Source organism: Roseivirga seohaensis subsp. aquiponti (assembly GCF_001267955.1).
GTDB classification, from domain to species: domain Bacteria; phylum Bacteroidota; class Bacteroidia; order Cytophagales; family Cyclobacteriaceae; genus Roseivirga; species Roseivirga seohaensis.
In genome coordinates, this window is sequence record NZ_JSVA01000003.1 from 93,095 (window position 1) to 116,632 (window position 23,538).

Genomic DNA, 23,538 nt, shown 5'->3' on the forward strand with positions numbered 1-23,538 from the left:
CAATTGTTTTTGCATAGGCACCCATGGAATAGCTTAAACCTAACGCTTAATAATGTTATGGTTGGGGAGAATAGAATTTCTTCTTCAACCAAAAGGAGACTCGAACCAATAGAATCAGTGCAGGCACTTCTACCAATGGCCCCACAACTCCGGCAAATGCTTGTCCCGAATTAAGTCCGAAGACGGCAATCGCTACTGCAATGGCCAACTCGAAATTGTTGCCAGCTGCCGTAAACGAAATGGCTGCATTTTTATCATATTCTGCCCCCATGGCTTTACTGAAAAAGAAGCCTATGATGAACATCAGCGCAAAGTAAATCAATAGCGGAACGGCAATTACCAAAACATCCATCGGAATCTCAACGATCAATTCACCTTTGAGCGAGAACATTACCACGATGGTAAAGAGCAAGGCAATTAAGGTCATTGGTGAAATGGTGGGGATGAATTTGGTGCTGTACCAATGCTCGCCTTTTAATTTCACTAAGATAAATCGACTCAACATTCCTGCTAGAAAAGGGATCCCCAAATAAATGGCAACACTTTCAGCAATAGTCACAATCGAGATATCTACAATAGCACCTTCAAAACCGAAGTAGGGAGGGAGTATTGTGATAAACAGCCATGCGTAAAAGCTATAACCAAACACTTGAAAGATACTGTTTAATGCCACCAAGCCAGCACCATATTCGCTGCTTCCTTCGGCCAAATCGTTCCAAACCAATACCATAGCAATACACCTGGCCAAGCCAATCAAAATCAAACCAACCATGTATTCAGGGTAATCCTGAAGGAAGGTAATGGCCAAAATGAACATCAAGACAGGTCCGATAATCCAGTTCAAAATCAAGGAAATAGAAAGAATTTTTACATTCTTAAAAACCTTCGGTAGTAATCCGTAATTCACCTTAGCCAATGGCGGATACATCATCAAAATCAGCCCAATAGCAATTGGGATATTAGTTGACCCACTGCTGTAGGAATTAATGACTTCTGGAATTGAAGGGATAAAGTAGCCCAGTGCTACGCCTATGCCCATCGCAATAAAAATCCATAGGGTGAGGTAACTATCTAGAAAGCCTAGTTTTTTTGGTTGACTCATGATTTATTAATTTGTGAGAAAACATAGAACATTTCAGTAGCGATTTGTAGACTGCGTTCTGCGTATTTGGCGGCTTCTTCCGGAGTGCCATCAAATAATTTTGGATCGTCATACTTTACAGGAATACGCCTTTCTGCTCCAGCAATAAAGGGGCAATTCGCATCCGCATCTGAGCAAGTCATAATGGCTGCGAAGTCTTCGGTTGGATTAATAGCATCATCAAATCTTTTAGAGAACATGACTAATGGGGCATGGTTTTCCGAGAAAGTAAGACTCACTTTAGGGTTGGTTTCTCCTTCCAGTTCGGCTTTAAAGCCATTATTAATCAGTGCATTAATAGCACTTTGATTAAAGGCAGTCACTTCTACGCCACCAGAGAAACTATGAATGTCAATTCCGAAATGAATCGACATCGCTTTCGCCCAAGCTTGCGTCAGTTGACTTCTGCGTGAGTTATGAGTGCAAATGAAGTTGAGCTTTATGTCTTCTTTTTGGTCTTGCTTACTTTGTATGTAATCAATCAGGGGTTGAAGTACGGTTTTACGCTCCTTAGAAATTGATTCTACCGAAATTGAAGAAACAAATTCTTCAATATTCGGTAGAAGTTGTGTGATGGGATTCTTTGTCATGATTAGGTTGATTTAAGGTTTAGCAGCATCCTCCACCTGGTGTGCAAGCGCCTGCAGTTTGAACTTCACTTAGTTTGATTTTTGGTTTTTCCGCAGGGATACCACATTTGTCGCTTGCCAGACAAGCAGTCTGCTTTGTGGTTAAAAGGAAGTTAGTACCATTAAAGTCTAAGCCATATTTGCCAATCGTTGAGCCTTGGTACTCTACCTCAATTTCTAAATCCTTCAAGCCCAAAATTTTCTCTGACAGTTCAATAATGTGAACCAATTTTTCAGGGTGAAGTCGGTGATCGTAATCGTTGGCTTCCCATAACTGGAAATTGGCAACTTCTTCATTTCTTACAGTGCCACCACAATCAATAAAGTGTTTGTTGATTTGGCCAACTTCTGTTACGTGAAAGTGACTTGGAACCAGGCTGCCATCAGGCAATTCAAAAGCGATTTGATTTAATCCGCTAAGGTGATTTTTGATTTCTGAGATTTTCATAATTTTATTATTGCAATGTTGCGATGAATGAAAAATATTTTTTTAACAACACCCACCTTGGGTATTGAAATTAGGGTTTAAAAACTGACTGAATAATTCTTGCATGTTTGCCCAAGCTTCTTGATCAATACAATAGCAAACGCTAGTTCCTTCTACATTTCCTTTAATCAAACCCAAGTTTTTGAGCTCTTTCAAATGTTGGGAAATGGTAGGCTGCGCCAAACCAATTTCTTCCACCAAATCGCCACAAACGCAAGTGTTCATTTTAAAAAGGTGTTGAAGAATAGCGACTCTGGCCGGATGACCAAAGGCTTTCGCAATCATGGAAATCTTGTTTTGCTCTTCCGTAAATATTTCAGACTTAGTAACGCCCATGCTTAATTATTTATTCATTGCAATATTACGATAGATTTTTGGTTTAGCAATGATGAATTGTTTTTATTTTCACCAAGGTCTAATGACCAATGACTATTGACCTCCGGTCCATTCCTCTTTCAAATACCTAAAAGCATTTTCCAAAGCTTCTTTTGCTGGCGTAGGCTCAAAACCCAATTCTTCTTTGGCTTTGCTGATATCGTAATCAAGCTTTAAACCATAGAACATATCTAGGTAGTGACGTTGTAATAAAGGTTCTTTTCCAGTGATTTTACTTACCAATTCCATAGCACCCGCTACTGCATAGAGTAAGAATTTCGGTACTTTTTTAGGGATACTAAGCTTCAATTCAGGATATAGATTTGCTGCAATTTGAACCGATTCCTTCACGGTAGTATGCTTTTCATTGGCCAACGTATATCGCTCGCCATCTCTGCCTTTTTGCATGGCATTGTAGCTGCCGAGCGCCACATCTTTCACATCAATCCAATTGAGCGAAATATTGGTTTCTACCGGAACATCACCTTGAAGAATTTGCCATACCAAGCGGTTGCTGTAATTCAGGCGATGCGCCACACTACCAATCATAGCAGAAGGAAGCACCAATACAGTTCTGATTCCAAACTCTTTTCCCAGCGAAAGTGCCAGTTGGTCAGAGTCGTTTTTTGATTTGTAATACCAGCTGTTGCGGTCATCATTGTAGCCATTTTTCTCTTGTGCTGGAAGAATGGAATGGTTCAATGCCGCAATCGAACTGATGTACAGAATGTTCTTTACACCTGCTTCAGCGGCTGCTTCAAACAGGTTTCTGGTACCAGTGACGTTGTTCTCATACACTTCTTTTTGCGGGCTTTTCGACCACATTTGGAAAGTAGCGCCCACAGCATAAAGATGAGTGACGCCTTGAAATGCTTTCACGAGAGAAACTTTGTCCATTAAGTCTGCATATTCCACTTGGCAGCCCAATTGATTTAAAGCTTCAGCATTTTTGAGATTTCTCAACGTAGCGCGAACTGTATGTCCTTTGGAAAGTAGAAGACGAGTTAGGTTGTAACCTAAATGACCATTGGCTCCCGTAACGAGAGAAAGTTCGTTGTTCATGAATTACTGCCTAGAAAAGTTAGAAATGAAATAAGCTGTTCTTCAACCATAGCCACCTAAAGCGAAAAAATAGATCAATTGTTTAGGTCGAAAAACTGTTTTCCAACTGGCTGCAAAACTAGGGATTTAAATTACGGAGTTGTGCTTTCTGTGATATAAAGACCTTCGAGTTTCGTTATTTTTATCGAGTTTTGTGAAGTGCCTTCAGGTTGAAGGCATGTATTAAGTCAATTGCTTGAAAGATCTTCTACTTCTTACGCCTCCTTTTACCCAACTGAATACGCCTTATCCAGCAACGGCTTACCTCAAGGGTTTTCTAAATACCAAGTCGATTTCTTCCTTTCAAATGGATTTGGGCATAGAGGTAATTCTCGAATTATTCTCGAAGGAAAGCCTTCAGTATTTATTTTCTTATGCTGAAGAGAATGACCGAATTAATACTGAAAACGGGGAACGAATTTATGCTTTGCGTGAAGAATACCTGAATACGATAGAAGGCGTAATATCCTTTCTACAAGGGAAGAATCAAACTTTTGCTCGCCAGATTTGCTCTGAATCCTTTTTGCCAGAAGCGGCTAGGTTCGAACAAGTAGACGATCTGGATTGGGCCTTTGGCGCCATGGGAATGCAGGACCGCGCTAAGCATTTAGCAACCTTGTACCTCGAAGATTTATCTGATTTCATTATTGAATGTATTGACGAGAACTTTGGCTTCAGTCGCTATGCAGAAAGGCTGGGGCAAAGCGCGAATGCCTTTGATGAACTTTATGCGCAATTGCAGGCTCCGCTTACTTATATCGATGAAATTACAATTAAAATTCTGGAGGAAAGACTTAAGAAACATCAACCTAAATTGGTTTGTATTTCTGTTCCTTTTCCAGGTAACCTGTACAGCGCTTTCCGCTGTGCGCAGTTCATCAAAGCCAATTACCCAGGTATCAAAGTGTCGATGGGCGGTGGTTTTCCCAATACCGAATTAAGAACGGTGAAGGACGTGCGCGTTTTTGACTTCTTCGATTACATTACGCTAGACGATGGTGAGCTGCCGATTTTTCTTTTGGCATCGAATGTATTAAATCCGAAGCCTGAAAACCCTGATTTAAATATCTTTAAAAGAACTTTTCTGAAGGAAAATGAGGAAGTAGTTTATGTTAACAACTCACTTCAAAACGATTTTCCGCAGAGCCAATTGGGTACACCTGATTATTCAGACCTGTTGCTCGATCAGTACATTTCCGTGATTGAAATTGCCAACCCAATGCACAGCTTGTGGAGCGATGGCCGATGGAATAAACTCACCATGGCGCATGGTTGCTATTGGGGGAAATGCACTTTTTGCGATATTTCCCTCGACTATATCAAGCGTTACGAGCCACTCACTGCCAAACTTTTGGTGGACAGAGTAGAAGAATTGATTGCGCAAACAGGAGAGAGGGGATTTCATTTTGTAGATGAAGCTGCACCGCCAGCCTTGATGCGCGAAATGGCGATTGAGATCATCAGACGCAAGCTTACCATTACTTGGTGGACAAACATTCGCTTTGAAAAGAGCTTTACAGCGGACCTTTGTGCATTATTGAAAGCTTCGGGATGCATTGCGGTTTCTGGTGGTTTAGAAGTCGCTTCCGACCGACTTTTAGCTTTGATTGATAAAGGCGTAACCGTAGAACAAGTAGCGGCCGTTACTCGAAATTTTACAGAAGTGGGTATTATGGTACATTCGTACCTCATGTATGGTTACCCAAGTCAGACGGTACAAGAAACGATTGACAGTCTTGAAATGGTGCGTCAGATGTTCGAGTTGGGAATTATTCAATCTGGTTTTTGGCATCAGTTTGCATTGACAGCCCATAGTCCTGTTGGGCTTAATCCTTCGGAATATGGAATTACGCCCAATTACAATTCGATATCATTTGCCAATAATGATGTGATGTTCAAGGACAAAACGGGCATTGACCATGAGCAATTTAGCTTTGGTTTAAAAAAGTCGTTGTTCAACTTTATGCATGGTATTGGTTTCGATATGCCTTTACAAGAATGGTTTGATTTTAAAATTCCAAAAACGAAAATCAAGCGAGATTTCATCATTAATAGTTTGGAAAACGAACCCATGATAGTGACCCGCCCAACCGCCAAAATTGTGTGGCTAGGTGGAGCCCCTTTGGTGTCTTTTCAGGCTAAAACCAAAAAAGGAGTGACCAGAGAAAGGGCACAACTCACCTTTTATACTAAACGGGGAAGTTTTGATATCACGACAGAGCGTGAAAAAGCAGAATGGTTAATCAACATCCTAGACCAACTCAAAATTGGTGCAGAACCTCTACTTACTTACGCACAAATCAAAGCCGATTACGAAACCCATTTCGAAGATTTTGAACTCTTTTGGGTTTCAAAACCTATCAATACGCTAAGAGAACATGGTTTGTTAGTGTTGTAAAGTTGAATGGCAAAGAACGGTAAGCAGCGCAATGCTTTTAATAATACGTCCCTACAGGACTATTGGGAAGATGGAGTATTCTGTTCCGAAGGGCTGAACCCTTCGTTACGATATCCCGCCCTTTCAGGGCTGAGAGAAGTAGAATGCTTTACAGTTAAGGATCCAAGGGAGTTAATATTCTCTTGCCCATTTTAGAACAGATTGCACAATAAGCCCCAACGGGGCGGAATATCACAGGAATGGGTACTACCCATTCCTAGTTAAATATATAAATAATAAAGCCCTGAAGGGGCGTAATAACTCTAAAATGATGAAAAGGAGAGTGACAATAACTTGCTTCTCAATCATCTTGGTAGGCTTCGAAAAGTGAGGTTTTTTTAAGTAACACAGTGGGCATTGGTTTGTGTAATACATTCTTTAACCGCAAAGTAGTTCTATAGCCTGCGGTTTAAACCGTGGGCTATTTGTATAAATTTATTTGTAAAATGGTTTTAACCATTTTGGCGGACAGAGTTCTTGAATAATTGCTTGTCACAGGTTCGGGAACCTGAGACAGGAGGGCTCTTTTGATTTTAAAATTAGCCTGAATATTTTCATCTTGTTACTCATGAATGTTAACGAATTTATTGGATCAGAGAAATTGAAGATGCCCATTAAATGGCGTGAAGAGGATTCTAGGGGATGCCATTTTGCAATTAATGGTAGGTTGATAGGTTATATTAATCATTTAGATCATTTAGATGATCAAGATGATTTATTTAAAAATAATAGATGGAATTTAGACCTTATAGAGGTTAAGAAGTTGGCAAGCAAATTCGCTCTGGGCTTGATTAATGTATTATCCAAATATCTGAATGAATCAAACAGATATGCAGCCTACGAATTGTTTAAAAACACGCTTGAAGAAGAGCATAAATATGGTTCAGGAAGTTCAATACGATTAGAAGAATTACTGTTGGTTCAAAGAATACCTGATATCTCCTATAGGATCAGATCTTCGGAATCCTTCCTACTTGATCAAAAAGATTTATTTCATATACCATTTGATGAAAGATATAAAGTTGCTGATGAAAGATACAGCGTTTCAGGAAATCCATGTTTGTATTTATCGAACTCTTTGTATTTATGTTTTCGCGAGAAGCAACTAGAATCATATAACAACCAATATGCAAGTTTGGTGAGGTATTTTCCATTTGATGAAATAAAGAATTATGTTCTCGATCTGACTTGGGATAGGGTTTTGGTTGATTCTGAATCAAAACTTCGCTTTATCATTACGTGGCCATTACTTGCGGCTTGTAATATCTTTGTCCATGACTATGATCATAAGTTTAGGTGTGAGTATTTGATACCTCAGATGATTCTTAATTGGGTAATGCATGGTAGGCAAAGAATTCTGGGAGTGAAGTACAATTCGACTAAAATTAATCCAAACGTCAAGGATATTGGGGTGTTTTACAATTATGCGTTCCCTGCCAAAAGTAATTTGGGTTTAGAGTATGGGGTAGAACTTACCGAATACTTCCATCTTACTAAGCCTATTCATATGGGGGAAAGCCTTCAGGCCAACAGTAGAATTTTTAAACTCCAACATCAAGTTGAACAAGTAGATTTATTTGATACTGTAGTAAACTATGAAAAGACTCAGTTTGCGGTAGCCGAAAATTACCTATTAGGACAGCTGACTTATAAGGTGTTAAACAGTAGATATAATTTTAGTGATTATACGAATCTTTTGATGCGTAAGAGGAAAAAGTGAAATAGTGCTTCAATGGATGCTACTCAAACAATGATGTTTCTGAAACCACCTCAACCCCTAAACCCTAAACTCCCCAACATCCTCTTAAACTCACTTTGGTAATCAGCTTTAAGTTTAATTTTTTCTCCAGAAACGGGATGTTCAAATTCTATTTCAATGGCATGGAGAAGCATTTCGGTTAAATTCCATTTTTCTAGAAAGAGCTTGTTCTGCTTGTTGCAGCCATGAGGACGGTCGCCAATAATGGGATGGAGGATATGTGCAAAATGCTTTCTGATTTGGTGCATTCGGCCTGTTTCTGGATATACCTCTACTAAAGAGTAGCGCGAAGTAGCATGTTTTCCAAACGGTACTGAAATTTCAGTTCGTTTTAGGGTTTTGTAGCGCGTAATGGCTTCTTGCGTTTTACCTTTGTCGTTGGTCAGTGGGTAGTCAATAAGTCCTTCATTTTCGGTATAACCGCGAACAATGGCATGGTACGTTTTGTCAACCGTTCTGTTTTCAAACAGAGATTGTAAATGAGTGAGACTTTCCGTGTTCAGCGCAAATAAGAGAATGCCCGAAGTTTTTCTATCGAGTCTATGAGCAGGTGAAACCTTCAGCCCAATTTGGTTTCGAAGTTCCTGCACTGCAAATGTGTTGGTATTGGTAGCAATTGGCGACCGGTGTACCAATAAGCCATTGGGTTTATTAATGGCCACCATCACATCATCTTGATAAAGAATTTCTAAGGGAATTGAATCGTGGGGAACTTGAATAATATCTTCCATATAAAGAGCCCGAACCAGAAAGTAATTTGGTTTCAAACTGAATTATGGAAAGGTATTCTAAAGCCTATTTAATTTCAAATTTTGAGCCTTTCAATTTTGTCTGCCGAGCCAACTTCATCTTTTTTAGTAAAGGTGTAGAGCCAAAGTATTCTGGAAAATTTAAAGTTTGGAAAAAGGAAAATCAGCATTACGGCAGTAATAGTGGCCATCATGGCATCTATTGAAAGATCTATGTTTAGAACTTTAATAGCTACATAAGTAGCAATTGCTTCAGCCATGGTGATTCCGTAACTCATAAACATAGCGCCATAAAAATAGCCTGGTTCACGCTCAAATTTATAGTTGCAATGTGGGCAGTTGTCGTGCATAATGGGGCCTTTTAGTTTTAAAATATTTCCGTTTGACTCAAATATTTTCCCCGTTTCGCATTTTGGGCATTTCCCTTTTAATAGTGAGTTGAATCTGCTCATAGGTTCATCAATTATTGTACAAAGGTAAAATGTACGGTTTAAATGTACTGTTACAAAGCACGCTAATGATAGGACAATCAAGACATTTTTATCAAATTGCAGTATGGAGAATATTCCTGTGCTGCATCTCGATCAGTTTTTATTAAGCCAAGGGAATGGCGTGTATGTAAATGATTTGAAGAAACACCTTCTTGATCATCATAATATGATTTCTCTTCCTCACAAACACGATTTTTATTTAAATGTATTTTTTACTAAAGGGACTGGGATTCACGAAATAGACTTTGACAGCTATAAAGTTGGTCCGGGAAGTTTTTTCGTTTTGGCGCCAGGTCAAATGCATCATTGGAAACTTTCTGATGATGTACAAGGCTATGTTTTTTCACATTCAAAGGAATTCTACTTGCTCCGCGACAACCAATTTGAGTTGGACAGATTTCCCTTTTTTTACTCAAACCAAAACACGCCCGAGGTACTTTTAGATACGAAAGAGCTTAGTTCATTTGCAGAAATTTGTGAAAACATGCTTGATGAATACAATCATCAAAGAGAGTACAAAGCGCTCAGAATTCATGCGTTGATTACTTTGGTTTATGTGGCTTTAGCTCGGGCTTATCATCCCTCGAGTAATAAAGTGAAAGGCATTTCGCGATATGGCAGCACAATAAAGACCTTCGAGCAGTTGGTTGAAGCGCAGTTTTTGAATCGAAAATCGCCTGCTGAATATGCAGAATTGCTGAATATTTCGCTCAAGCATTTGAACCGCATATGCAATCAAGTGCTTGGCATGTCGGTTAGTCAAATAATTACTGGACGAGTATTACTTGAGGCCAAGCGATTACTGATGTTCAAAGATTTGAGTATTGCAGAAATTGCAAATAAACTGGGGTATACAGACTATTCTTATTTTTCAAGGCTTTTCAAAAAGAATACCGGACAGACCCCTCAAGAGTTTAGGAAGAGCTATATGATATAGAGCGTTAAGTAAGGCAAGCGTTTTAATGCTATCGATACTTTATTTTTAAATTGAGATTTAAAATATATTTAATCATTTATAAGTGATATATTGAACGTTATTAATTTAAAATGACTAATCTGAATGATTTTGTCTTAACTCGAAATACTCATGACCAAAAAATTAAGTATCACATTAATAGTAATCAGTTTAATATGTTCTTCACCAATAAAATTAATGGCTCAAAATACCATTAGCGATACGAGTTTAAATTGGCCGAGCTCCATTAAAGGTTCTACCCACGAATTGGCCATGAACGGTGATTATATATACATTACGGGGCAAAATATGGATCATGTTGCGAAGATGGACTATGACGGCACGATTGAATACTTTAAGATGCCTGATGGAAGCGGGCCACATGGAATTCTATTTGATAAACATGATCAACTTTGGGTGTCGTTAGAGTTCAAAGGAGTTGTGGTAAGGTTAGATGAGAAGGGGGAGATTGTTGAAGAAATTGATTGTCATATTTCTGGAGACGGAATTTCCACCCCTATAAACACAAGTCCGCATGGGATTGGCTTAGATGCAGACGGAGAAACGATTTGGTTTACAGGAAAACGTACAAGCACTGTAGGGAAAATTAACCCTGATCGTTCGGTTGAACATTTCGAATTACCAGCCCTCGGTGCTGTGCCAATTTATCTTCATGCCGGCCCTGATGGAAATGTATGGGGAACTGAACTTCTTACGAGCAAAATTTTGCAAGTAACCCCTAAAGGTGAGGTAACAGAGTATTCGATTCCAACAGGTAATAGTAGACCAATCGCCATTAAACCAGACCCTTTAGGTGACTATATGTGGTTTACCGAAGAAGCTGGAAATAAGGTAGGCCGAATAGATATGAACGGAAATATTGACGAATTTTCAGTCCCTTCTACTCAGAAAAATCAGATATTGGCGGGTCTTACTTTCGACAGTCAAGGCAATTTATGGGTACAAAGTTATGTTGATCAGAACAACCCAAATCCAGAAGGTAATGATTATATCATCAAGTTCGATCGGTCTATTCTTAGAGCTCCAGCGGGTGACTTAACCAATGTAGAAATTACTTATTATAAAGTACCCACAAGTAAAACCGTTATGCACAGAATAAAAGAGGGCAAGGATGGAAACATTTACTTCACCGAATTAAAGCAAGATAAATTGGGTAAAGTAACTATTGCTACAGCAATTGAGGCGGTGAAATAAGACCGAAAAGTTCAATTAGAACTTAATCTATACTTGCGCTTTGTAAGGTAAATTCTGGACTTTCTACCACATTACTACGGTTCAAGGCTCGGTCTTGAATTTGGAAAACCACTTTAATAGTATCGGTTCTAAAAACAGGAAGGAAAAGTCCCGATTGCATATCGTATTTAATTACACCTTCAATGGGGCCTGGGTTATTTGTTATGGCCGAACACGGGTTTGCATCATTAGAAAGGCAGGGAATTCGACTGTCAAAAGGAATTTCACCGCATAAGGTAATGCCATTGGCTGACTCAGGGATTCTTCTAAAGTCTAATTCTTGATAGGTACCGTTCTTTTTTACAAAAAAATCGATGAAGAAATTGAATCGATCTTCATTTAGTTGAATTCTTAATGTATCTGTAGCGGTTCCATTTCCATTTAAGTCAAGGCCATTGTCTCCTTCGGCAGCCTCTCTAATGTAATCTACGCAGGTAAAAGGAGGGTCTTCAGGTCTTTCTCCGAACTTAACAATCTCTCCGTTAGGGTAGCTGATGAAATCATAATCAGGTCCAATATCTCCACCGTCAATGCCGATGTCACCATCTCCATCTGAAATATTAAAAGACAAACTCAGTTGACCAGTTCTAATTTCAACACCAGTGGAGCCAATCACTTCAACTATTTCTTTAAACTCTACCTTATTGAAACTAATTTTTGGTTCTACAGGTAAATCTGGAGGTCGATTACAGGCCATTACTAGCCCCAAAAGTGCAATCGAAAAAATGATTTTATGATGTTTTTGAAAACTTAACTTCATCAGCTTTTATAACTCAATACAATTATAGGCATATTTGCCCTAAAGCTCTATCAAGGGCCGACTGATTAACGAATGGATTCTCTGAAAAGTTTATATGAGCGAGTTTTTTCTGTCAATGAAAACTCATTTGATGCACTGGCCTTAGATATTTTTAAGGCTCAATACGAAATGAATCCTGTTTATTCTGCATTTGTTAATTGCCTAGGTGTATCTCCTGAGTTGGTAACAAAGCTTGAGCAAATCCCTTTTTTACCTATTGAATTCTTCAAAATCCATACTATTAAAACTGGCAATTGGCAGTCGGGTATTTGTTATGAAAGCAGCGGCACCACTGGCCAAATAACTAGTAAACATTGGGTGGCCGATGAAGAATTCTATTTGAAAATAGCCGAACAGATTTTTGCTAAAACCTATGGTGAAGTAAAGGATTATACGGTTTTGGCTTTGCTTCCTTCTTATTTGGAAAGGAGTAATTCTAGCTTGGTGGCTATGGCCAACAGGTTTATTCAAATTTCGACAGACCCATCTTCTGGCTTCTTCCTTAATAATTCAAAAGAACTATACGACACGCTTTTGAGATGTAAAAATGAAGGTAGAAAGACGATTTTATTAGGAGTCACTTTTGGCTTGCTTGATTTTGTTGAGCAGTTTCAAATTGATTTTCCTGAACTAATTGTGATGGAAACTGGTGGAATGAAGGGCAGGAGAGAGGAATTGGTAAGAGATGAAGTGCATGAAATATTGAAGCCGGGCTTTGGTGTACAACATATTCATTCTGAGTATGGAATGACAGAGTTGTTATCGCAAGGCTATTCTCAAGGAAATGGAATTTTTCGCTGCGGCTATACGATGAAACTGCTTACGAGGGACATCAACGATCCGCTTACCGTAACAAATCAAGTACGAAGTGGTGGCATTAACATCATCGATTTGGCCAATCTTCACAGTTGTTCTTTTATCGAAACCAAAGACTTAGGCAGGGTTCATCCTGACGGCACATTTGAGGTGCTTGGAAGACTCGATAATTCCGATGTTCGCGGTTGTAACCTAATGGTGGGTTAAAATATAATCTACTTCAATCCGTTTTGATTGAAAATTGAGAATTTACTATTGAAAGCTTCGATTTTTTCTAAATTTGTTATTTCAAAATTGTGTGATGAAGAACTTTAAATTAGTAGCCCTTTTGTTAGCTGTTGTAATCTTAGGCATCTCGTCTTGTGCGCAGCGTCCATGCCCAGCCTATACTAAAGCCGACATGGAGTATAATAAAGACGTGAAGAAAGCGCGTTTCTGATTAAATCAGATACTTTTTCACATCTTCGACACCAATCACATCACCAGCCATAATGATTAAACGCTCGGTTACATTGCGTAACTCTCGAATGTTTCCTGACCAGTCGTATTTTTGAAGTTCCTCGATTGCTTTATCTTCAATTGCCTTCTTTTTGTTGCCATATTCGTTAGCAATGTCTTGTAGGAATTTATCTACTAAAAGCGGAATGTCTTCTTTTCTGTCTTTCAAGGCAGGTACTTGAATCAAGATTACCCCAAGCCTGTGATACAAATCTTCCCTAAAACGGCCTTCAGCAATTTCCTTTTTTAAGTCTTTGTTGGTGGCCGCCAATACACGAACATTCACATTGATGTCCTTATCACCGCCCACACGGTTAATTCTATGTTCCTGCAAAGCACGTAATACTTTGGCTTGTGCCGAAAGGCTCATATCGCCAATTTCATCCAAGAAAAGCGTGCCGTCATTGGCCTGTTCAAATTTGCCAATGCGCTGTTTGATAGCAGAAGTAAATGATCCTTTTTCATGCCCAAACAATTCACTTTCAATCAATTCAGAAGGTATGGCAGCACAGTTGACTTCTACAAATGGTGCTTTTGCGCGATTACTTCTTTCATGAATTCCGTGAGCCACCAACTCTTTTCCTGTTCCGTTAGGGCCGGTAATCAAAACTCGGGCATCGGTTGGGCCTACCTTGTCCATCATTTCAATGATGTCTTTCAAAGCAGTGGATTCGCCCACCATTTCATACTTTTTGGAAAGTCGCTTTTTGAGAGTTTTGGTTTCTGTTACTAAAGATGATTTCTCTAGCGCATTCTTTACCGTAAGTAAAAGGCGGTTCAAATCTGGTGGCTTAGGAACAAAATCAAAAGCCCCCATTTTGGTAGCGTCCACGGCTGTTTCAATAGTGCCATGTGCCGAAATCATAATGAACTGGGTATCGATGCCTGCCATCTGAACACGCTCCAAAAGTTCGATTCCGTCCATTTTAGGCATTTTAACATCGCAAAGTGCAATGTCGTATTTGTCGGCAATCAGTTTTTCTAAACCTTCCTGGCCGTCTTTGGCTTCATCGATGGTGTAGTTTTCATATTCAAGAATTTCGCGCAGGGTGCTGCGGATACTTTGTTCGTCATCGATGATTAGAATCTTTGCCATTTTCTGGTGGATTAGTGTTTTGGAAAAATAGATTGACACTCTTCGTGCCAACAATAAGCGAAATTAATGTTTCTGCTTAGAACTCAAATGGAATTATACGCGGATTGCCTATATAAACCAAAGAATAAAAAAAGATACAAGCCGATAAGCCGGGTTCTGTTCCTCAACTAGGTCAAGGCCCTTATCATTTATCTAGCCCCGTCATTACTGGCGGGGTCCATCTGCCTACCCTCCTGCATTGGGCGGGAACCCTCAAAAGCAGGTATATGTGACATTTCACCGCATAGAGTTTACCTGGTTTCACTACAGCATTACCTGTACATACTTTCTGTTGCACTTGTCCTCTCCACCTTCGCTAAAGCTATGGTGGATGACGGCCGTTAGCCGCTATGCTTCCCTATGGTGCCCGGACTTTCCTCTCCGATTTCGATTACTCTAATCGCAGCGATAAGGTGGCTTGTATCGGCAGCAAAGGTAGGGAAGTATTGCGAATTGACCCTTTAATGGTTAATAAACAATTCGCTTAAGTCCATGGTGTAAGGTGCTGCATCGCCTACTGCAACAAAGGCTTGTGGACTACAGTGTTGAGGTTTAAACTCAATGGTTTTGTTTACCCCTTCACTACTTATTCTGAATTGCCCACCCGTCATTTGGCCAATTCCTGTTTTAAAGCAATTGGAGTTGTAGGTGATATGAGTAAACGAGTTGCTCTCAAAGCTCACATTATTTCTATTCAAACCCGTTTTTTGAAATTCCGTAACAAAGTAAAATTCGGTTTCAGTGATGTCTGTAAAGTCCCATGTGGTGTTTCTTTCAGAATTGTAAGAATAAGTGCTGAGATCATCAAAGGTTAAAATACCATTATTAACTGTTGATTGAATTTCAGCATATTGTCTGTGTGTATCTCTGTTGTTTGTTATTGTTCTATTACCTGATACCGCTACACTTTCGTACTGGTAGTTTTCTAGTGTGATTTCCACCCTTCCAAAAACATTTTCTTTTCGTTCGAAGAGGTTGGCGGTTACTTTTCCAGCCCTGAACCTCCCCATTTCATCTCTACAGCCCGCCCCAAAATCGATAATCACTTGGGTGTTGTTGTTGGTTGTTGTTTTCGCTGCGCAACGGGTTCGGAACTCATAAGGGTTGTTTAATTCATGGGTTTGGGAGCCTGCGGCCACGCCACGTGTAAGCGTAAAGTTGAAGAGTTGTGAGAGTACTATTTTCTCAATGTCATCATCAATAAACTCGGCAATAATTTCTGTGGCTACTTCCAAATCATATTTTGGAGAGGGGAGTTCTCCTGGATCTTGGCGACATGATATGCAGGCCATAGAGAGTAAAAGCAAGCCGTATTTCAGAGTTTTCATGATGGTTTATGAAGGCTGATGTTTAAGTAACTCATATTTCATCGAATATATTACGCTACGCTTAAATTATTTATATCAATGCGTAAGTGGATGGAATTGATTTTATAGAAGTTCATAGTAGACTTTATGGGTTTAATTATTTTGAAAATTTTTGGAGTTCCTGTTGCAAAGAATAATTATTTCTATTATTGTTGCAGTGTACTAGTTGTCTAATACACTAAAATATGATCTCAGTTAAGAACTTATCATTTCATTACGCCAAGAAAAAGGAGCTATTTCATGAGCTCAATCTTGAGTTGGGTCAAGGGAATATTGTTGGCTTATTGGGGAAGAATGGAGCGGGCAAAACCAGTCTCATTAAAATACTCACAGGTTTGCTTTATCCCAAAGCTGGTGAATGCCAAATGCTAGGGGAGACTCCTTCAAAACGTAGTCCTCAGTTTTTAAGCAATGTTTATTTTCTGCCCGAAGAAATTGAAGAGTCTAACCTTCGAATGGACAAGCATGTGGCGCTTTATGCACCATTCTATCCCAAATTCGATCATGAGGCATTTGCTTCAAATATGACCAGTTTCGGTATCGATCCATCTGAGAACCTTAAAAACTTGTCCTACGGTCAGAAAAAGCAATTCTACATTTCATTTGGTTTGGCTACGGGTTGTTCGCTATTGGTATTTGACGAACCGACAAATGGTCTGGATATTCCTTCGAAAAGCGTATTTCGAAAATTGGTGGCCTCCAGTATGACTGATGACAAACTTATTCTTATTTCTACCCATCAGGTGCGGGATTTGGGAAATCTAATCGACAGGGTTTTAGTGCTTAATAATGGCTCCATTATTTTCAACAAAAGCACGGAAGATATTTCCAACCAATACGACTTTGTGTCCACCGATACAGTTCCAGATTCCACCCAATGGCTCTACCATGAAAGGGGTTTAGGTAACGGAAAGGCCATTGTTCGGTCACAAGAACATCTGGAATCCAAAATTGATTTAGAGTTACTCTTTTCTGGAATTGTTGCTCATCCTGAAAAATTCAAAACAACAGCTCATGAATAATTCAACGATTAGTCCACAAAGGTTAAGCAGCTTAGTAAAGCTTACACTTCACCTCAACCTAAAACGAATGCTCTATACTGCCTGCATTGGTTTGTGCTTTGCCATATTATTTATAGTGATATACTGGAATATGGATGTTTACTACAATGATATGGTCTTCAGTCTACATGAATACTTGTTTGTTCTGTCACTCTATATTTCAGGTTTTATTTTCACTGGTAGTAGCTTTATTCGATTTCGCTCTAAGCAAGGAACTATTGATTACTTAATGATTCCAGCCAGTAATTCAGAGAAGTTTAGTAGCGAGGTTTTACTTACCACTTTGGTTTATCCATCGTTCTTTTTACTAAGCTATTGGCTGTTTTCAGTTATCGTGAATGGTGTTTTGAATAATATTTCTCAAGCCTTTTTTATGCCTTTTAGTTTCAATATAGCACCCTATGGTTTAGACTATATGGTTTACTTTTTCATACAAGCCATATTTCTCTTTGGTGCAGCCAGTTTTCAAAGGGCTCCTTTAATGAAAATAGTATTATGGGCTTTATTGGTTGCTGCCATTATTGCTTTGTTATTCTATACTGCTTGGTTGAATTTTGATTATTCGAAAGGAACTGATGAACTGGCAATGAATAAAATCTTCTATAGTTCACTGGTTTATAACTGGCACTTTTTAACAATTCCAGTTGGTCTAGTTTTCTGGCTGTTGACATTTTTGAAATTAAAGGAAAAAGAGGCTTAAGATGGAATTCGAAGTTAACAAATCCATATTCCTTCAAATCGCTGATATCATGCTTTCTATGATTATCAGGAAGCAATGGAAAGAAGACGAAAGAATTCCTTCTGTACGTGACTTGGCTGTGGAGTTAGAGGTAAACCCGAATACTGTAATGCGCGCTTATACCCACCTTCAAGAATCTGAGATTATTTATAACAAAAGAGGAGTGGGGTATTTTGTAGAGAAGAATGGCTGTGCGAAGGCCAAAGGTCTTAAGAAAGCTGAATTTTTGACCCAAGACTTACCCCAAATTTTTCATAAAATGGATGTACTGGACATGTCCATTGACGAAATAGTTGAATTGTTTAACAACCGAAAATCATAATTATGAAGGCTTCTAAATTGGTGCTCACAATTTTCTTTGGGTTTATCTTCACTGTAGTTGCGTATTTGTGTTTTTATATGCTTTCCTCAAATCACGATAGAGGAGTAAAAGATGAAGTTCATTATGTTCCTTTTGAAGTTCCCTTCAAACATTTGGTGGTGGAAGATGGCTGGCGCCTATCTGCCTTTATTGGTGATGACCCTGTGTTGTTTGATGATCTACACTGGTTTACAACTGATTCAGTTAAGATCAAGGAGGTTGAGGCCAAATTGGCCTCAGACGGAATGCTGATGACACAGTATTACCCTGTTTACGATGACAAAGAGCTTCTAAGTAGAATTGAGATTAAAAATGACACCTTGTTCTTTAGGAAAGTGAAAAGGATAACGTCATCTATTCGAACGATCAGGTTGAATTTGGTTGGTTTGAGCAGTGTGAAGGTTTCAGGAAAAAGCTCGGTTTCGATGTATTCTAAAAAGAGATATACTGAAAAGAACTACTCTGATGAGAAGTCTTTTAATTTGGGACGTTTTACAATAAACACTAGTGATCAATCATCTGCAAGTGCTAATCGATTAGTTTTTGATCAACTAACGGTACGGTCACAGGATTTCTCTCAGGTGAGTCTAGAATATATGTTCCTTAATTTCCCTCAAGGGATAAAGGAGGTGCCACTTAATTCTGATGTTGAACTTTCAGACAATGCCACATTGAGAATTCGTCAGAAGGAAATCCTTTTAACTAAATATAAAATTAGTGACGAAGCTGTAATTCATTACCCAAACAAATCAATTGAAACGGTTTATGGTAAAAAGGATTCTCGATACCTGATCGAACTTAATAAGCAAACCAATGCATCTTCGACTTCTTCGAATTAAACTCGAATGCTGGGGCAGGAAGGTGAATACCGTCTAAGATAAAGAGCAGTGTTTTGAGCCATTTCTTATCGGTTTTAATGTAAGAAAGGTTGAAATCTATGCCGAAGTAAAGCTGACGGTAGCTGGAAAAACCAGCTTGGTCGTTTTGGACAACTCTGGCGCGGATCATGTCTTCCGCCCCAAAACCAAGACCCAAGTTCAGCCATTTTGGAAAATTAGACTTCTTTGCAAAAGCATGAATATCTATACTGAACCAATAGGTTTGGCCATTGTAATCCTTAATAAGTTCTTCTGCCAGCCCATTGCCTAAAAGGTGTCGGCTTTGTTGAGCTAAGTCGGTTCGGTGAAAGGAGAACTTGGGTTTTATTCGTTGCTCGTTCCATAGTAAATCTTGCCCTAGGAAGAAGGCAGAACCAGCCGTATTGGCGATCATGTCGCCATAGGAAAAACCGAAATCAGGTGAAAATCCGTCCAGTATTTCGATAGGGAGAAGTAAACCAGTTCCAGCCACACTCGCCCAAAAAGCAGCTTTTTTCTCTTCAACACCAGCCCATTGCAAAAGGCCATCACCAATGCGCGAAAACTGATAGGTAGAATAGAAATGTCCAAATTTATCTACCTGATGCCATTCGGCATTGTCATTGAAAAACTTGAACCTTTCCAAGCCTTGCTCTTTATACCACACCTGACTGAGCCCGATTAATGTTGCTCCATATGTAGCGCCACTCACCGTCAGAACAGTGTTTAGCCGTTTATTTGGGATGCTATCATTTTGGTAGGCATGCACTTTTGCCGTGAGCAGAAATGAAAGTAGGAAAAGGGCAGTCAAGCGCATGAGGCAAAGGTAAAACGAATTGAGTTTCAGGAGTGTTTTTTTGTAAGAAAGCTTAAAGGGATTTGGTGGCTAGTCTACTCAAGTGTTTTCCACCATTCTCCTGTCGCTTCTTCGCCCATTGTAACGATTTGCCCGATTTGAGGTGTACATGTTTTCTGTGCTTTGATTTTAGCTTCTGCCATACAGCGTTCAATAGGGTCTTTCCATGTGTGCAAAGACAACGGAAAACCAGCCCAGTGTACAGGTATCATGATATTTGATTTAGAATCTAATGCCGCTTGAACCGCTTCTTCAGGGAACATGTGAATGGCGTGCCAACGCTTGTTGTATTGGCCGCATTCCACAAAAGCCCAATCAAAGGGGCCAAATTTTTCTCCTACCGTTTTAAAGTGATCGCTTTCACCGCTATCGCCTGTCCAGTATATAGAATGTGTTGGCGTTTTAAAAACCCAGCCGCCCCAAAGAGATTTTGCCCTGTCGGTTAAGCCACGGCCAGAGAAGTGACGAGAAGGAGTAAAGGTTATGGAAATTCCTTCGAATTCAATATCATCCCACCAATCGAATTCAGTGATTTTATTGCTTGGAACACCCCAAGCTTCTAAATGCCGCGCTACACCCAAAGCCACCAACCAAGTACTCACTTTTGATTTCAATTTTTTAATGCTCGCCAAATCAAGGTGGTCGTAATGGTCATGCGTAAGCAGTATAGCGTCAATTTGGGGCAATTGATCGATGATGGCTAAAGTGTTTTCGCTGAATCTTTTGGTTTTGAAAGGCGCAATAGGAGAAGTGTCTGGGCCAAACATCGGGTCGATAAGGATGTTCTTTCCGTCTAATTGCAGCAATACTACCGAATGCCCATACCATACAAATTTGGGCTTAGCCAAGTCACTATGCCACACTTCATTATTAAAAGGAAGTACAGGAATGGGGTGTTTGGGGCTTCGTAAGTACCTATCGGTAAATTGTTCTTTGAGCAAGCCTGGCAATGAAGCTAAACTCATATCCATTTCGGTAAGTGTAGCATTCACGAACTTTTTGCCATCCCATTGTTTGGATTGGGCATAACGAGCTTTGTGAGCTTGTGTAATCTTGCCTCCAAATTGTGGATTGAAATTGAGAAAGAGCAGAAAGGCAATAATTAAGGCAGCAAGAACAATAAGAAAGAGCATAGGGTAATTTATAAATCGAGTTTTTGTCTGTTAGACCTAATTTTAGAGCTGCTATTTTTTCTCTGTGCTAAACCACCAAATATCATAGAAACACCACCAAAAAATGGGCCATATACGACTAAAAAGTTGTCTCCTAGATTTATAAAACCCGTAAAAGTGGCAATTGTAACCCCGACACCAAGAAGAGCCAAGATGGCGCCCGCAATAATAAGTTCTGATGACCTGTTTTTTGAGTTTTTAGTAAATGCGCTATTGAGTATGTGGTTATCAACCAGTCTTACTATGGCTCTAATGTCTTCTTCAGGAATGTTATTGGGCTCTAATTCCTTTCTTATTTGGTCAATTTGAAAGTCTGGGCTTTGAGACTTCTCAATGTAATAATCGATAAGTTTGGCTCTGCTCATTTGCTATTTTTTACAAACTCCATTATCCTGCCATTCCAAGTAAACCGAACAGAAGCGTCTTCTAGTTGTTTTGTTTCCATATTATAGGAACTGCCGTGTAAGTACGCCTCAACCAAATTATTGGAGATTTCATGAATCAAATCGCCATTATTACTTTCACTGAGTTGTTCAATACCAAACTCACAGTTACACTGATAATCTAGTAATTCACCACTGTCAAAGACGATTTCCATCTTTTCGTCAAGAACGATAAAGTGCCAATTTTCAGGATATCCTATATCATAATTACCGTCATAACCAGAGTCCTTAGCCACAAACGTTAGCGTTTGTTTTTGTGCCGTAAAATTGAAGTTATAGCCCAGAAAATCATGAAGTTTAATGTCCGTATAGTACGTTTGGCCATTAATTACTACCTCACTCCAAACCTCGTGAGTAATTGACCATTTCTTTGAAAAATCCCTTAGAACTCTTTTATGATGTTGTGTAATCGTTTTAGTCAATGAGCTTTTCATCAGAACCCCAGCTATATCTTCCTTTCCTTTTGGGTTTGAGTTTTTGAAGAGCACTATGGGCTGTTCACCTACCACTAAATAATCAGTGCGGTCGGTTTGGTTGAGTATTGTTTCAGGTTCAATCACCTTAAGGTCTGTTGAGAAGTAGCTAGAGTCTGTACTTTTAAGCGTATAAACTCCCGAAATAAATTCTCCATACCCATCATCATAAATCCTTTCAGTTTGAACTTGAGCCAGCAATTGAGTTGAAATAAACAGTAGGTAAATTGAAAGGACTCTTTTCATTTGATTGGTTTTCGAGCTAGAATATCTTTATCGTTTTGAATATAGTTAAAATGTGAGTTAAGGTACTGATTATTATGTTTAAATCTCTAATCATTTTAAATAATCAAGTGTATTTACCATTTCGAATTTAGGGCTTCTCTCAAGTAATTCCCTTAAAAACGAAGCATGAGCCGCTCCCATAAGAATAAAAACCCGGTCATCTTTAGTCATCGGGATTCGGTTGAGGTTTGAGTAAATTCTCAGATTTCTTTGATAGAATTTAGCGGCTTCGTCTGCACCTTCAAAACCATCTTGAGTACCTACATAGAGCAGATTATCTGCATTGATGTTGATATTGAAATCAAGAACTTTTGGATGGTTATAAAACCTCAATTTTTCTAAAAGCGGTAGGTCATCAAATTTTTTGTCAAGCTCAGCCAATTCCGGAGAATCTTTGAACGGGTTGTTCATATAGTCTCTATAAGTGGCTGAGTCGATGGTATTGACGATCTGCTCTCCGATCAGGTAATTGTAATCCATATAACTATCGATTCCATATAACTGAGATACGTTATTCAATCTAGCGACATCAAAAGCTACCATGCTTCTTTCTCCATAATTGGTGTTCAATTGAGATGGGTCATTTAAGTATTCCTGATATACCCGATTGATTTCTGCATCATATTGAGGGTGGTTTTCTATGCAAATAATGGTGGGTTTAAACTCTGCCAACATTTTAGAAAGGGCACGAATTTCTTCCTGTGTATTACGGTCCTCTTCGTCAAAATCCACTTTGTTGGCATCTGAGGTATAGCCAAAATGGAAGGTGGCCACATTCAGTACTTTGATTTTATCTGATGTTTCATGTGTTCCTTCGGGCTGTTTTTCAATAGTTTTCTTTTGGTCGCAGCCCATCAGTGCTATAAATAGCAAAGACAATAATAGGGTAGTTGTTTTGTGCATAAAATTCGGGAATTTGATCTTATCTGAATTTTGCGCGGAAGATGAAGAAAAGTGATTTATGAATCAATCATATGGGGTATTAAAGTTGGGAAGCGTAACAAAACAAAACACCAAAGAAGTTGAAGGATGATTTATCTCGTCCCTTCAGGACTTTAAAAACGATTAGGTTATGCTTTCCGAAGGGCTTCACCCTTCGTTATATTATTGCGCCATTTCAGGGCTAGAAGAAGTTAAATGACTGCGGAAAAGGAAAGCCCCATCGGGGCGGCCTATTTGTAGCGCAAGGAAATATACATAGTACATTAAGCCCATTGGGGCGACCCGTTTGTTATCTTGTTAAGCCCTATAAGTGCGAGATAAACAGCTTCAATAATGATATGGATAAAATGAAAATT

The 23,538-nt window shown here is 39.2% G+C and carries 25 protein-coding genes and 1 other RNA gene; 10 read left to right on the plus strand and 16 right to left on the minus strand.

Features of this window, described 5'->3' with window-relative positions:
• Window positions 1–55: 55 nt before the first annotated feature.
• The 5 genes from arsB to OB69_RS01780 all read right to left on the minus strand — a co-directional run bounded on the left by arsB (window position 56) and on the right by OB69_RS01780 (window position 3,694).
• Window positions 56–1,102, minus strand: coding sequence for an ACR3 family arsenite efflux transporter (gene arsB, locus OB69_RS01760; RefSeq protein WP_053221979.1), 1,047 nt, complete (start codon window positions 1,100–1,102; stop codon window positions 56–58).
• Window positions 1,099–1,731 carry a low molecular weight phosphatase family protein gene (locus OB69_RS01765; RefSeq protein WP_245620763.1) on the minus strand — a complete coding sequence of 211 codons (633 nt, stop codon included), beginning with the start codon at window positions 1,729–1,731 and terminating at the stop codon, window positions 1,099–1,101. Before OB69_RS01765 ends, arsB begins: the two co-directional genes overlap by 4 nt.
• Window positions 1,732–1,750: 19 nt before the next feature.
• Window positions 1,751–2,218 carry a DUF6428 family protein gene (locus tag OB69_RS01770; RefSeq protein ID WP_053221980.1) on the minus strand — a complete coding sequence of 156 codons (468 nt, stop codon included), beginning with the start codon at window positions 2,216–2,218 and terminating at the stop codon, window positions 1,751–1,753.
• A 42-nt stretch (window positions 2,219–2,260) separates the two neighbouring features.
• Entirely contained in the window at window positions 2,261–2,593 is a 333-nt protein-coding gene (locus tag OB69_RS01775; protein WP_053221981.1) for an ArsR/SmtB family transcription factor, read from the minus strand.
• Between the two features lie 93 nt (window positions 2,594–2,686).
• Window positions 2,687–3,694, minus strand: a complete 1,008-nt coding sequence (locus OB69_RS01780; protein ID WP_053221982.1) for an NAD-dependent epimerase/dehydratase family protein — start codon at window positions 3,692–3,694, stop codon at window positions 2,687–2,689.
• Between the two features lie 235 nt (window positions 3,695–3,929).
• On the opposite strand from OB69_RS01780, the gene OB69_RS01785 reads away from it, so the two are divergent.
• From OB69_RS01785 to OB69_RS01790, 3 genes are all read left to right on the plus strand, one after another.
• Window positions 3,930–6,131 (plus strand): B12-binding domain-containing radical SAM protein, encoded by a 2,202-nt coding sequence (locus OB69_RS01785; protein ID WP_053221983.1) that lies wholly within the window; start codon window positions 3,930–3,932, stop codon window positions 6,129–6,131.
• A gap of 6 nt (window positions 6,132–6,137) precedes the next feature.
• Window positions 6,138–6,326: a hypothetical protein gene (locus tag OB69_RS18535; protein WP_157608466.1), complete on the plus strand. Its 189-nt coding sequence runs from the start codon at window positions 6,138–6,140 to the stop codon at window positions 6,324–6,326.
• A 412-nt stretch (window positions 6,327–6,738) separates the two neighbouring features.
• Complete coding sequence (locus OB69_RS01790; protein ID WP_053221984.1) at window positions 6,739–7,890, plus strand: hypothetical protein; 1,152 nt, start codon at window positions 6,739–6,741, stop codon at window positions 7,888–7,890.
• A gap of 50 nt (window positions 7,891–7,940) precedes the next feature.
• On the opposite strand, the gene OB69_RS01795 is transcribed toward OB69_RS01790, so the two are convergent.
• Both OB69_RS01795 and OB69_RS01800 read right to left on the minus strand, forming a co-directional pair.
• The gene (locus OB69_RS01795) at window positions 7,941–8,660 is read right to left on the minus strand and encodes a pseudouridine synthase (protein WP_053221985.1); all 720 of its coding nucleotides are present in this window, start codon (window positions 8,658–8,660) and stop codon (window positions 7,941–7,943) included.
• Between the two features lie 74 nt (window positions 8,661–8,734).
• A complete protein-coding gene (locus tag OB69_RS01800; protein WP_053221986.1) occupies window positions 8,735–9,130 on the minus strand; it encodes a DUF983 domain-containing protein in 396 nt (131 codons plus the stop codon).
• Between the two features lie 103 nt (window positions 9,131–9,233).
• Between OB69_RS01800 and OB69_RS01805 the strand changes: the two genes are divergently transcribed.
• Together OB69_RS01805 and OB69_RS01810 are read left to right on the plus strand one after the other, a co-directional pair.
• A complete protein-coding gene (locus OB69_RS01805; protein WP_053221987.1) occupies window positions 9,234–10,106 on the plus strand; it encodes an AraC family transcriptional regulator in 873 nt (290 codons plus the stop codon).
• Between the two features lie 150 nt (window positions 10,107–10,256).
• Entirely contained in the window at window positions 10,257–11,339 is a 1,083-nt protein-coding gene (locus OB69_RS01810; RefSeq protein ID WP_185096843.1) for a Vgb family protein, read from the plus strand.
• Between the two features lie 22 nt (window positions 11,340–11,361).
• Here OB69_RS01810 and OB69_RS01815 read toward each other — a convergent pair whose 3' ends face one another.
• Window positions 11,362–12,138: a hypothetical protein gene (locus tag OB69_RS01815; protein WP_053221989.1), complete on the minus strand. Its 777-nt coding sequence runs from the start codon at window positions 12,136–12,138 to the stop codon at window positions 11,362–11,364.
• 72 nt (window positions 12,139–12,210) lie between these two features.
• Here OB69_RS01815 and OB69_RS01820 point away from each other — a divergent pair, with 72 nt between their 5' ends.
• The gene (locus tag OB69_RS01820; RefSeq protein ID WP_053221990.1) at window positions 12,211–13,200 is read left to right on the plus strand and encodes a LuxE/PaaK family acyltransferase; all 990 of its coding nucleotides are present in this window, start codon (window positions 12,211–12,213) and stop codon (window positions 13,198–13,200) included.
• A 232-nt stretch (window positions 13,201–13,432) separates the two neighbouring features.
• On the opposite strand, the gene OB69_RS01825 is transcribed toward OB69_RS01820, so the two are convergent.
• The 3 genes from OB69_RS01825 to OB69_RS01830 form a co-directional block, all read right to left on the minus strand.
• Window positions 13,433–14,587, minus strand: a complete 1,155-nt coding sequence (locus tag OB69_RS01825) for a sigma-54-dependent transcriptional regulator (RefSeq protein ID WP_053221991.1) — start codon at window positions 14,585–14,587, stop codon at window positions 13,433–13,435.
• Between the two features lie 129 nt (window positions 14,588–14,716).
• Window positions 14,717–15,051, minus strand: an RNA gene (gene rnpB / locus OB69_RS02365) — RNase P RNA component class A.
• A gap of 36 nt (window positions 15,052–15,087) precedes the next feature.
• Window positions 15,088–15,954: a hypothetical protein gene (locus OB69_RS01830; protein WP_053221992.1), complete on the minus strand. Its 867-nt coding sequence runs from the start codon at window positions 15,952–15,954 to the stop codon at window positions 15,088–15,090.
• Window positions 15,955–16,178: 224 nt separating this feature from the next.
• On the opposite strand from OB69_RS01830, the gene OB69_RS01835 reads away from it, so the two are divergent.
• Genes OB69_RS01835 through OB69_RS01850 form a run of 4 tightly spaced genes read left to right on the plus strand, consistent with a single transcriptional unit; the run spans window position 16,179 to window position 18,993 of the window.
• On the plus strand, window positions 16,179–17,015 hold the full coding sequence (locus OB69_RS01835; protein WP_053221993.1) for an ABC transporter ATP-binding protein: 837 nt from the start codon (window positions 16,179–16,181) through the stop codon (window positions 17,013–17,015).
• Window positions 17,008–17,754 (plus strand): hypothetical protein, encoded by a 747-nt coding sequence (locus tag OB69_RS01840; RefSeq protein WP_157608467.1) that lies wholly within the window; start codon window positions 17,008–17,010, stop codon window positions 17,752–17,754. Before OB69_RS01835 ends, OB69_RS01840 begins: the two co-directional genes overlap by 8 nt.
• A gap of 1 nt (window position 17,755) precedes the next feature.
• Window positions 17,756–18,115 (plus strand): GntR family transcriptional regulator, encoded by a 360-nt coding sequence (locus OB69_RS01845; RefSeq protein ID WP_053221995.1) that lies wholly within the window; start codon window positions 17,756–17,758, stop codon window positions 18,113–18,115.
• A gap of 2 nt (window positions 18,116–18,117) precedes the next feature.
• Entirely contained in the window at window positions 18,118–18,993 is an 876-nt protein-coding gene (locus tag OB69_RS01850; protein ID WP_053221996.1) for a hypothetical protein, read from the plus strand.
• Here OB69_RS01850 and OB69_RS01855 read toward each other — a convergent pair.
• From OB69_RS01855 to OB69_RS01875, 5 genes are all read right to left on the minus strand, one after another.
• A complete protein-coding gene (locus OB69_RS01855; protein ID WP_053221997.1) occupies window positions 18,953–19,828 on the minus strand; it encodes a DUF2279 domain-containing protein in 876 nt (291 codons plus the stop codon). The two genes, OB69_RS01850 and OB69_RS01855, sit on opposite strands and share 41 nt — an antisense overlap.
• A gap of 74 nt (window positions 19,829–19,902) precedes the next feature.
• Complete coding sequence (locus tag OB69_RS01860; RefSeq protein ID WP_053221998.1) at window positions 19,903–21,000, minus strand: MBL fold metallo-hydrolase; 1,098 nt, start codon at window positions 20,998–21,000, stop codon at window positions 19,903–19,905.
• Window positions 21,001–21,008: 8 nt separating this feature from the next.
• Window positions 21,009–21,404 (minus strand): hypothetical protein, encoded by a 396-nt coding sequence (locus tag OB69_RS01865; protein WP_053221999.1) that lies wholly within the window; start codon window positions 21,402–21,404, stop codon window positions 21,009–21,011.
• Window positions 21,401–22,201, minus strand: a complete 801-nt coding sequence (locus OB69_RS01870; protein WP_053222000.1) for a hypothetical protein — start codon at window positions 22,199–22,201, stop codon at window positions 21,401–21,403. The genes OB69_RS01865 and OB69_RS01870 overlap by 4 nt, the downstream gene beginning before the upstream one ends.
• 90 nt (window positions 22,202–22,291) lie before the next feature.
• Window positions 22,292–23,143, minus strand: a complete 852-nt coding sequence (locus OB69_RS01875) for a DUF5694 domain-containing protein (protein WP_053222001.1) — start codon at window positions 23,141–23,143, stop codon at window positions 22,292–22,294.
• Between the last annotated feature and the right edge of the window lie 395 nt (window positions 23,144–23,538).

Bases quoted from the DNA above. Each gene is read 5' to 3' on its own strand.
- arsB (WP_053221979.1), bottom strand. From the start codon at position 1,102: ATGAGTCAACCAAAAAAACTAGGCTTTCTAGATAGTTACCTCACCCTA.
- OB69_RS01765 (WP_245620763.1), bottom strand. From the start codon at position 1,731: ATGACAAAGAATCCCATCACACAACTTCTACCGAATATTGAAGAATTT.
- OB69_RS01770 (WP_053221980.1), bottom strand. From the start codon at position 2,218: ATGAAAATCTCAGAAATCAAAAATCACCTTAGCGGATTAAATCAAATC.
- OB69_RS01775 (WP_053221981.1), bottom strand. From the start codon at position 2,593: ATGGGCGTTACTAAGTCTGAAATATTTACGGAAGAGCAAAACAAGATT.
- OB69_RS01780 (WP_053221982.1), bottom strand. From the start codon at position 3,694: ATGAACAACGAACTTTCTCTCGTTACGGGAGCCAATGGTCATTTAGGT.
- OB69_RS18535 (WP_157608466.1), top strand. From the start codon at position 6,138: ATGGCAAAGAACGGTAAGCAGCGCAATGCTTTTAATAATACGTCCCTA.
- OB69_RS01790 (WP_053221984.1), top strand. From the start codon at position 6,739: ATGAATGTTAACGAATTTATTGGATCAGAGAAATTGAAGATGCCCATT.
- OB69_RS01795 (WP_053221985.1), bottom strand. From the start codon at position 8,660: ATGGAAGATATTATTCAAGTTCCCCACGATTCAATTCCCTTAGAAATT.
- OB69_RS01800 (WP_053221986.1), bottom strand. From the start codon at position 9,130: ATGAGCAGATTCAACTCACTATTAAAAGGGAAATGCCCAAAATGCGAA.
- OB69_RS01805 (WP_053221987.1), top strand. From the start codon at position 9,234: ATGGAGAATATTCCTGTGCTGCATCTCGATCAGTTTTTATTAAGCCAA.
- OB69_RS01810 (WP_185096843.1), top strand. From the start codon at position 10,257: ATGACCAAAAAATTAAGTATCACATTAATAGTAATCAGTTTAATATGT.
- OB69_RS01815 (WP_053221989.1), bottom strand. From the start codon at position 12,138: ATGAAGTTAAGTTTTCAAAAACATCATAAAATCATTTTTTCGATTGCA.
- OB69_RS01820 (WP_053221990.1), top strand. From the start codon at position 12,211: ATGGATTCTCTGAAAAGTTTATATGAGCGAGTTTTTTCTGTCAATGAA.
- OB69_RS01825 (WP_053221991.1), bottom strand. From the start codon at position 14,587: ATGGCAAAGATTCTAATCATCGATGACGAACAAAGTATCCGCAGCACC.
- OB69_RS01830 (WP_053221992.1), bottom strand. From the start codon at position 15,954: ATGAAAACTCTGAAATACGGCTTGCTTTTACTCTCTATGGCCTGCATA.
- OB69_RS01835 (WP_053221993.1), top strand. From the start codon at position 16,179: ATGATCTCAGTTAAGAACTTATCATTTCATTACGCCAAGAAAAAGGAG.
- OB69_RS01840 (WP_157608467.1), top strand. From the start codon at position 17,008: ATGAATAATTCAACGATTAGTCCACAAAGGTTAAGCAGCTTAGTAAAG.
- OB69_RS01845 (WP_053221995.1), top strand. From the start codon at position 17,756: ATGGAATTCGAAGTTAACAAATCCATATTCCTTCAAATCGCTGATATC.
- OB69_RS01850 (WP_053221996.1), top strand. From the start codon at position 18,118: ATGAAGGCTTCTAAATTGGTGCTCACAATTTTCTTTGGGTTTATCTTC.
- OB69_RS01855 (WP_053221997.1), bottom strand. From the start codon at position 19,828: ATGCGCTTGACTGCCCTTTTCCTACTTTCATTTCTGCTCACGGCAAAA.
- OB69_RS01860 (WP_053221998.1), bottom strand. From the start codon at position 21,000: ATGCTCTTTCTTATTGTTCTTGCTGCCTTAATTATTGCCTTTCTGCTC.
- OB69_RS01865 (WP_053221999.1), bottom strand. From the start codon at position 21,404: ATGAGCAGAGCCAAACTTATCGATTATTACATTGAGAAGTCTCAAAGC.
- OB69_RS01870 (WP_053222000.1), bottom strand. From the start codon at position 22,201: ATGAAAAGAGTCCTTTCAATTTACCTACTGTTTATTTCAACTCAATTG.
- OB69_RS01875 (WP_053222001.1), bottom strand. From the start codon at position 23,143: ATGCACAAAACAACTACCCTATTATTGTCTTTGCTATTTATAGCACTG.